Annotated in this window: 6 protein-coding genes and 1 pseudogene; 6 read left to right on the top strand and 1 reads right to left on the bottom strand. The window is 36.4% G+C overall.

The annotated features are described in order from the left end of the window. Together L656_RS0100055 and L656_RS0100050 are read left to right on the top strand one after the other, a co-directional pair. Positions 1-1342 (top strand): annotated as a pseudogene (locus L656_RS0100055) (fimbria/pilus outer membrane usher protein); the annotation flags it as partial. Continuing rightward, positions 1332-2183: a hypothetical protein gene (locus L656_RS0100050; RefSeq protein WP_024597701.1), complete on the top strand. Its 852-nt coding sequence runs from the start codon at positions 1332-1334 to the stop codon at positions 2181-2183. The pseudogene L656_RS0100055 and the gene L656_RS0100050, both read left to right, overlap by 11 nt. Here L656_RS0100050 and L656_RS0100045 read toward each other — a convergent pair. After that, on the bottom strand, positions 2173-2763 hold the full coding sequence (locus L656_RS0100045) for a LuxR C-terminal-related transcriptional regulator (RefSeq protein WP_024597700.1): 591 nt from the start codon (positions 2761-2763) through the stop codon (positions 2173-2175). The two genes, L656_RS0100050 and L656_RS0100045, sit on opposite strands and share 11 nt — an antisense overlap. Positions 2764-3172: 409 nt before the next feature. On the opposite strand from L656_RS0100045, the gene L656_RS0100040 reads away from it, so the two are divergent. From L656_RS0100040 to L656_RS0100025, 4 genes are all read left to right on the top strand, one after another. Beyond that, positions 3173-5395, top strand: a complete 2223-nt coding sequence (locus L656_RS0100040) for a TonB-dependent receptor (RefSeq protein ID WP_024597699.1) — start codon at positions 3173-3175, stop codon at positions 5393-5395. Between the two features lie 265 nt (positions 5396-5660). After that, positions 5661-6782: a 4-phosphoerythronate dehydrogenase gene (locus L656_RS0100035; protein WP_024597698.1), complete on the top strand. Its 1122-nt coding sequence runs from the start codon at positions 5661-5663 to the stop codon at positions 6780-6782. Positions 6783-6830: 48 nt separating this feature from the next. Further along, positions 6831-7847, top strand: a complete 1017-nt coding sequence (locus L656_RS0100030; protein WP_007586655.1) for an aspartate-semialdehyde dehydrogenase — start codon at positions 6831-6833, stop codon at positions 7845-7847. A 354-nt stretch (positions 7848-8201) separates the two neighbouring features. Then, positions 8202-9896: FimV/HubP family polar landmark protein (locus L656_RS0100025; protein ID WP_024597697.1), on the top strand; the 1695-nt coding region annotated here is incomplete at its 3' end.

The raw sequence follows: 9896 nt of genomic DNA, 5'->3' as shown, positions 1-9896 counted from the left end.
TTATGGTATTACACCTAGCTGGACAGCTGGTGCGGCAGTGCAAGGTGATGAGTATTCTCAGCAGGTTGGTTTTAAAAATATTTATGCAGCTAAAATTGGACAGATTGCGTTTGAAAATGCGATAAGTTTCAATGAAAAAACAGGCCATGCCTATCGCATTGTTTATAGTAACTATAGAAATCATAGTGATAATAACACTGATATTACGGTGGGTTATGAATACTCATCAAGATATTTTACTGGCCTTGGTTATCGGCCTGATTCTCAATCTAGTTCTCGCTTAAGAGAGCATTATATTCAGGCTAATTATAGTTTTTTTTGGGGAGATAATACGCAAACATCTTTTTTTACAAGCTTATCAAGGTCATATGATGAAGCTCAATTTGATAAATCAATGGGGGTTAGTCTTTCTGGTGAGATCGATAATAGCCAATGGAGATATAGTTTAGGTGGGCAGTGGGAGGGTCTCGCTGGAGAAAGTCAATGGGATGTAAGGTTGTCTGTCACTTATAAGTTTTCTAATACTCGACGGGCTAAATTATCTCATCAATCTAGGCGTGACAAAACACGTTTAGAATTCTCTCAAGATAGTAATCAGCGCTATGTTGGAGCTTTGAACATAAGAGCTGGGCTTGAAAAAAATGATCTAAATGAAGCTATTTTTGATTTAAATACTCAATACAACGCGAATCGTTTTGTTATGAACTTTGATCATGGGAGTTTTTATGAGCAATTTAATGAGGACTCAGCTTACCATCAGAGCCGATTAAGCTTGGCGTCAAGTATAGCATTTGCAGATAAGAGTTGGGCTGTTGGGAAACCAATATACGATAGCTTCGCTTTAATAAAACCTCACTCTAGCCTTAAAGGAAAAAAAGTTATATTGGGGCAATATGAAGATGTATATAGAGCAGATAATGAAGACTTCGAGACTATTTTATTAAACGATATAAGTTCATACGCCTCGACCAACGTTGCAGTCGATATTGACAACTTAGCGCCAGGGTATGATATAGGTTCTGGTATTATTACTCTTTATTCACCTTATCGAACGGGCCATGCAATTACAATAGGGACTGCTGCTAACATATCAGTCATTGCAACGTTGTACGACCAACAAAAAAAACCACTATCGTTACAGGTTGGAGCAGCTATTTGTTTAGATAATAGTAGTAAGAAAGAGCATACATTTTTTACGAATAAAAAAGGACGATTTGCATTAACAGGTTTAACCGCCTGTAATTATGAAATTACACTTAATAATGCAGAAAAGTCACATTTTACGATTGAAGTATCTGAAGGTGAGCAATTACAGCGCAAAGGAGCTATTTATGTACAATAAAAAAGTAAGTTTATTATTGGGTGGTTTAGCACTATTTATTTTTACGCCTTTAATTCATGCGCAATGTGCTGCTAGGTTCGATAAGATTGAACATATTTATGATGATTTTGAAAGCTACCATGCCTTACAGCAAGTAGACTCTAAGAAAGAGCTACGTATAAGCGTTATTAATGATGAGAATTGTCAATTACAGCTCTTGATTACAAGTGAGAACCAAGCTCAGTTAAAAGGGCAATTTCAAAGTGTTCCGTACCAAATGCAAAGTATACCGAGTCAGTTAGTAAGCATATCAACTTTAAAGTTGAGCTTTACTAATTCTTCGACGATATTGTCTTTACTAATACCATCAGGAACGCCTATTAAAGCTGGTGTTTATACAGATAGACTTCAAATGAAATTATACGACCAGGGGAGCAAGTTGTTAGATGAACGAGAATATAGCATTCAAGAAAATATTGCGCCTAGAACAAGTCTTTCTGTACTTGGGTATAATACATTTTCAAATACTATTAATTTGGGAGAGTTAATTCCGGGTAAGGAATACACTATGTTACCTAGCTTACAAGTTGTTACTAATTCAGATATTCAATTATCTGTAAGTTCAGATAATAATGGTAGATTAATACATAGTCTCTATAGAGATAAATATGCAATTAATTACAGTCTAGATCTGGCAGGAAGTTGGCTTGAACTAAATAACGTATCACAACATAAATTCTCATATTCAGGGCAGACCGTTTATTTATTACCTTTAAAAATTCAACTAAATGATTTTGAAAGGCAAGCTGCCGGTGAATATTCAGATACAATAAGATTTCAAATAAGCCCGCTTAACTATTAATTCTATTTAAGTTTTTTTGACACCAAAGTAATGCTTGTTGCTTGTTCTTCACAGCAATCTTTTGATAAACCTTGTGTAAGTGCACGCGAACAGTAGCTTCACTTATAAATAAAGTGTCGGCAATTGCACTTGAATGTAAGCCAGAAAATAATAAGTTCAATACTTTCATTTCTTTACATGTTAAATTGTTGGATTGCAGTGTGGTTTGCTGTTCACTCGCTAGCATTTGTCTCATCCAACCGTCAGTTACAGCACGTGGAAACCAAAGTTTTCCTTGCTCTATAGCTTCTAACCCTTGCTGAAATAGTACCTCGTCAGTACCTTCATAAAACAACCCTTTTAAATTAGGCCATTCTTTTAATGCGAGTACATCTCCGTCTTTGGGTACGTCAAAAATAACGAGTCCTTGATGACCGTTTTTTAGCATAAACTGATTTATAAGTTCATAATTGGTAATGACGTTTAAAGCTTGATAATTAACGAGTAGGACGTTGAAGTCAGCTGCAACACAAAAAAGTGAGGTGTAATTTGAGTTGGTGAAGCATTTTGGGCTTTTATCTACTGTATTTACAATATTCATAATATTCTATCCATAGATTACATTTTAGTACTATATTCTTATTTTTAGTTAATTTCAATGATAGGAGAATGTGTTTTAGCTCTTTTTTTATACACTAAAGTGCATGTGTATAGTACATTTTATGTGTTTTTTAAAATTGTATTTATGCGATTTTTTGTTTTAAAACAGCTTTTTAGTGAGGTTGATATTAATGTTCTTTATTTGTGATAATCCACCAAAAACTAACAATGTCTAAATCACTTTTATTCTTTATACATTCATTCAAATAATTTATACATTTCTTCACAATTCTGTCATATAATACCCGTCCAGAGGAAAGGTGCTATTAAGCATCTTTTTTTATGCCTGAATTTTATACTCTTAAGTATAAATGCATAACTAAATCATCCGGTATCCTTTGGAGAATATTTTGAAATTACGTAACCTCTCACAGTTAAGCTTAGCAATTCTTGCTTCACTCACTACCTCTGTAAACAGCGAAGAAGCTAAAACAACAGCTAAACAAGACGCATTCGAAAAGATAGAAGTCACAGCTCGTAAACGTACAGAGAGCCTGTTTGAATCTCCAACCGCTATCACGTCAATTGGCGCTAATCTAATTGATAAAGCCAATATGAGTAACTTAGAAGATATTGGTAAATATGTTCCAAATTTAAATATTACCCGCTATGGCGTGGGTAATTCTGCGCATGCGTCTGTATTTATCCGCGGTATAGGTTTGCAAGATCATATAATAACTACCGATCCGGGTGTGGGTGTGTATCTTGATGGTGTGTACTTAGGTCGTCAAATGGGTTCTAACTTATCATTACCTAATGTTGAGCGTGTTGAAGTGCTTCGTGGCCCACAAGGTACATTATATGGTCGTAATACCTTAGGTGGCGCTGTAAATGTAATTACCAAACAACCTGGTGATGAAGGTATTGTAACTACTACAGCAAAGCTGGGGAGTCGTGGACGTATTGCGGGTGATGTTTATTTTAATAATTCACTAACAGATGATGTAAGTATGTCTGCAAGTGCATCGTACAAAACACGTGATGGCGTGGGCGAGGCAGTTAATTTAGCAAACCCAGAAAAAGAAATTGGTGAAGAAGAGGAGTTTAGCGGCCGTGTTGCACTTAAATGGCAAGCAAATACCGACTTAGCATTTACTTTTTCTTTAGATGGTGTCGATAACGAATCTGGCCAATCGCCCTATACAATTGAATTAACTGATCCGCTAGATGCAAGCGATGTGTTTAATGGAGATTTCCCATTATTGACTCAAGATTTAATTCCATCAGACCCTGATGATTTAGGTACAACCGTTGCGGGTATTGAATCTACCTCTTACTCAGGTTGGGGCACTTCGTTTTCAGCCGATTGGGCAATTAACGATACTTATACTACTAAGTTTATCTCAAGTTACCGTACATCTGAGTATGAAGGTGGCCTAGATGATGATGCATCACCTTTAAACTTGTCTGAGTTCCCAGAGGAGGGCGGTGCTGATCAATACTCTTTTGAAGTTCAGCTAAATGCAACATTCGATAATATGGACTTTGTATCTGGTCTTTACTTTTTTAATGAAGATGGCTTTACACGTTCAGGCCCGTTTGTATTTAGCCCATTTAATACACCTAATGGCTTGTTGAATGATGGTGTAACAGAATCATTTGGTGGTTACGGTGAATTTGAAATTAACCAAGAAACTAATTCGTATGCAGCATATATAAATGCCAGCTACGATTTAACTGACGATTTAACGGTTGGTGGTGGCCTTCGTTATTCAAAAGATAAGAAAGATGCAAATGCTATATTCCCATCATTTCCAACTCGTAAGTATGTAAGTGCGGATTTTGATGCAGTTACGTGGGATGTAAATGCATCTTATCAGCTTAGCAATAATATGAATGTGTATGGCCAGGTTCAAAAAGGTTATCAAACAGGTGGTTTTCCACCGCGTCCATTTGGTGGACCAGATCAATTTGTATCGTTTGACGAAACAAAAGCGGTTAACTACGAAATGGGTTTAAAAGGCCAAGTACACGAAAATGTATCTATGATGCTTGCGGTATTTGTGACTGATTACACCGATTTAGCATTACCGTTTTCAGATCCAACAGCGGGTGGTGGCTTTGTAACAATTGTAGAAAATGCGGGTCAATCTAAAGCGCAAGGTATTGAACTTGAAACAACCGTTGCTATTACCGATGACTTTACTATTCGTAGTGCAGTTGGTTATTTAGATTCTGAAATAACAGAAGTTGCTGAGGGCGTACAAGGCATAGGTAAAGGCGATTCACCAGCACTTACACCACGCTGGACTGTCATGGTTGCACCTTCTTACTTTATGGATTTAGAGAGTGGCGCAACACTTGCGTTTAATGCTAATTATTCGTATCGCAGTGAAATGCAAGGTCAATCAGTTTACAACCAAAGTGAGACTATTGATTCTCGTGAATTAGTTGGTTTTAATATTTCGTACACTAATCCATATGGCGATATGGAAGTTACACTGTATGGTGAAAACGTTCTAAACGAAGTTTACGATGTTGGTCGTCTACAACAATCAGGTTTTGTTGGTGTAATGCGTAGTAATGACCGCAGCGAATTTGGTTTAAAATTCAAAAAAGATTTTGAGCTATAAACTAAAATCAAGTAAATAAAATTCAATGTAATTGAAGTTTATTTTTCATAATAAAGGCCGAATCATGCTGTGATTCGGCCTTTATATATTCAATAGTAAAATTATTATCCGCATAATTTAAATCCCTAATTTAAATTGCTGATTTAAAACAATCAACATAACCACTTTTAAGTATTTGTATCAGCTTAAATGCGCCTTTTTAGTTTGTGTAAAGGCTTGGTTGTTCGTTACAATGGCGCCACTTAATTGCCAAACGGACTCAGTGATGAAAATTCTTGCCGATCAAAATATGCCTTTAGTTGAGCAGTACTTTGCAGACTTTGGTGAGGTTGAGCGTTTTGATGGTCGTAAATTAACGCCTGAACAATTAATAAATGTAGATGTACTCCTTACTCGTTCAGTGACTAATGTTAATCATGAACTATTGGCACAAGCTAACAAGCTGCGCTTTGTGGGGACTGCCACAATTGGCATTGACCATATTGATACGCAATTACTACATGATAGAAATATTGCTTTTACCAGTGCACCTGGTTGTAATGCCGTTGCTGTAGCTGAATATGTAATTAGTAGTTTATTTGCATTAAGCCAAGAAAATGCGCGCCCATTATGTGGTCAAACAATTGGTATTGTTGGTATGGGTAACATTGGCACGTGTTTGTCGCAAAAATTAAAAGCATTAAATGTCGACGTACTGCTGTGCGATCCAATTAAGCACGAAAAGGGCTTACTACAAGAGCATGTAGCGCTTGATGAGTTATTAGCGCAATCAGATGTTGTTACTTTTCATGTTCCACTTGTTATAAGTGGCGAGCACAAAACGCTGCACATGATGAATAAAGAGCGATTAAAAGCACTTAAGCCAGGACTCACGCTAATTAACGCAAGCCGAGGCGATGTAATTGATAATCAAGCTTTGCTTGAGGTAATGGAAGCTGGGGCTGATTTAGATTTAGTACTTGATGTATGGGAAAAAGAGCCCAATATTCTAACTGAATTACTAGAGCATGTGCGTTATGCCAGTGTGCATATCGCAGGGCATACACTTGAGGGGAAAGCACGAGGTACACAAATGTTGTATCAAAAATTGTGTGACCTAAAAGGTATAGAGGTGAGTAAATCGTTGGATGATTTTTTACCAATGCCTGCTATTACAAATGCAACTGTCACGCAAAGCCTTAATGAGCAAGATATTGCCCGTTTGGTGCATTTAATTTATGACGTACGCCGCGATGACGGAATTTTACTTCGTCATTTAGAAGGTGAGGGCTTTGATAGTTTACGTAAAAACTATCCGGTAAGGCGAGAATTTAGCACCTTATTCCTACAAGGTGATAGCCCACAACTAGCAGCACTTAGTCAACTTGGCTTTAGCATAGCTAAATAATTATTTAACTAACGATGTTGTTTTAATGTCGTTTATAGAGGAAGAAATATGTCGCAAAAATATAACGTTGCCGTACTTGGCGCTACTGGTTTAGTAGGCCGTCAAATCATTGAAACGCTAGCAGATCGTAAGTTTCCTGTCGATCAGCTTTTTTTACTTGCGAGCAGCCGCAGCGCAGGTGAAGACATAAAGTTTCGTGGTGAGACCATTGAAGTACTTGACGTTGAAGGCTTTGACTTTAGCCAAGCGCATATAGGTTTGTTTTCTGCTGGTGGTAGTGTATCTGAAAAATATGCTCCTATTGCTGCTGATGCCGGCTGTATTGTAATTGATAATACATCGCACTTTAGAAATGATTTTGAAATCCCGCTAGTGGTGCCAGAAGTTAATGCTTCAAGTCTAGCTGATTTTAGAAACCGTAATATTATTGCTAACCCTAACTGTTCAACTATTCAGATGATGCTAGCACTTAAACCAATTTATGATGCTTATGGAATAGACCGTATCAACGTATCTACTTACCAAGCTGTATCGGGTGCAGGTAAAGAAGCGGTTGATGAACTTGCAAAGCAAACAGCTAATTTGATGAATGCACGCCCTATGGACAATAAAGTATTTCCAAAGCAAATTGCATTTAACGTTATTCCTCAAATTGATAGCTTTGAAGATAATGGCTACACGCGTGAAGAAATGAAAATGGTAAATGAAACTCATAAAATTTTGGGTGATACCACCATTGCAGTAAATCCTACATGTGTACGTGTTCCCGTATTTTTTGGTCACTCAGAATCAATTAATATTGAAACGCGCATGCCTTATGACTTTGAACACGTTAAGCAACTTTTAAAAGACGCGCCTGGTGTTGAGCTAATTGATGATGAAGGTGATTACCCTACAGCAGTGTCTGACGCTAGTGGTAACGATACTGTTTATATAGGCCGATTACGTGCTGATATTTCTCATCCTCATGGATTAAACATGTGGGTTGTAAGTGATAACACTCGTAAAGGTGCTGCAACTAACAGTATTCAAATTGCAGAAGAGCTTATTGCTAATTACATGTAATAGTCAATAGCGTTGAACACACTTGAGAAGCGGTAAACATTATTTGTTTGCCGCTTTTTGTTTATAGAGCTTGTCAATTTTTTGCCGTTTAATTCTAAAAGTATAAAAACTGATTGATAACACTCAATAAATTAATATTTATAAAGATGTTTTAAGGCATTTATTTTCAAGGTGTTGCGATGGATATTAAGCCCTAACTGGTTTATAGTTTGTAATTGGAATAGAGCTTGCAATAAAAATAGATTGTAATAATAAATGCGAGTCAGTCATTTGGCTGATAACAGCAATAATCAACAATATTTATGCACTTAAGCTTTAAGTGTTTTGTTAATATTTAAATATTAAAGGATCAGCATGCGCGGTTTAGTTACACTTATTATATTAGCGTCTGCATTGATAGTAACGCCAGTTTACTCTCAAGACAGTACCCAATTAAAGGGGCCTAAAGGCGTTGACTATGGTGCGCAAGGGCGATCTATTGGGCCAATTAAACCAACTGATACACTTTGGCGTATAGCGGCTAAAGTGCGCCCAGATAACTCCGTCAGCATTTATCAAGTTATGCAGGCCTTGTATAACAAAAACCCCAACTCATTTTTAGAACAAAATCTTAACCATATTCAAAATGGTGCCTATTTAAAAATCCCAACTTTAGCCGAAATAAAAAGTGTAAATACACAGCTTGCAAAGCAACGTTCTGAGCAAGATGATGCATTATGGGAAAAGAAAAAAAATGGCACACTTACGCAAAGCGAAATTACCTCAGCGCAAACAAAAGTAACTCAAGCTCGTAAAGTCGACGTAGACGATGCCAAAAAAGAGATACAGAAAGAATTAAATGAAATAAAAACAGAGCAAGGTACTAAGCTGGTTGAGTTACAACAACAGTTTAAAAATTCTGTAAGCAATGTAGAAGAAATTTTAGTTGAAAATAATAATCTTAAAAAACAATTATCAGGTATTTCAAACGAACTCGAAAACTTACGCTTACAGTTAGGACAAGACAGCGAAATTCAAAATCAGTTAAAAGAACTAATTGTTAAACAAAACGAGATTATTGCACAACAAAAAAAACAAGAGGTAATACCAAAAGAATCGTTTGATTTAAGCTCATTATTTTCAAATCCTATAGTGCTGGGTTTATTAATGTTTATTCCTGGGCTACTGATTGTTTTTGCAATTGTTATGTTTTTACGCAAACGAGCAAGTAATCAAGAAGAGCCACAAAACGATGATGACTTTTTACCACAAACCCCAACTTATACTGGCGATGATGATTTAGATCCAAGTTTAAATGACGATCCAATTGTACCCGATCCTTTAGATGACTTGAGTGTTCAACTTGATGATAATCTCGAAAATGATATGTTGCCTGATGATGATTTAGATGACGGCCTAGATGATTTTTCAGGTGGTGAAAATTTACTCGATCAGGATGAGCTCGAAAGCCTACTAAGTGATGACATTGTTTTTGATGATGAAAATACCGATGACAATGATGAACTTGATATTTTTATGCAGCAAGGGTTTGATCAACCTTCAGATGAAAACGCTGAAGATATAGATTTAGACTTATCTGATGACTCAATAAACAATGATGAAATTCTAACTAATGACGATTTAGATAGCTTGTTTGATGAAGACGATAGTCTACCTGAGTTTGATGCACCGCAAACAAGCGAAGCTTTAGAAGATGATAGCTTAGAGTCTCATGATGAAATGGCGGCTTTAAGTGAGGAGCTTGCAGATGATGATAATTTTGATATAGATGAATTATTAGATCAAACATCAACAGAATTAGATACCTCAGATAACACTTTAGATGAACTTGATTCAAGCGACGACTTTGATTTAGATGATATAGATAACTTAATTGATGAAGCGAATGAACCAAAAAGTGATGTGGTAGATGACTCAATTGATGCAGAGTTACTCGACGAAAATGAACTTCTAGAAGAAAACGACAACTTTGATTTAGACGACATAGATAGTTTAATTGATGAAGCAGCAGTTGATGCTGCAGATGGTTCATTAGTTGAGGAAAGTGAC

It is taken from the genome of Pseudoalteromonas sp. TAE56 (assembly GCF_000497955.1).
Lineage (GTDB): Bacteria > Pseudomonadota > Gammaproteobacteria > Enterobacterales > Alteromonadaceae > Pseudoalteromonas.
This window is presented reverse-complemented; position numbering and strand designations above follow the sequence as displayed.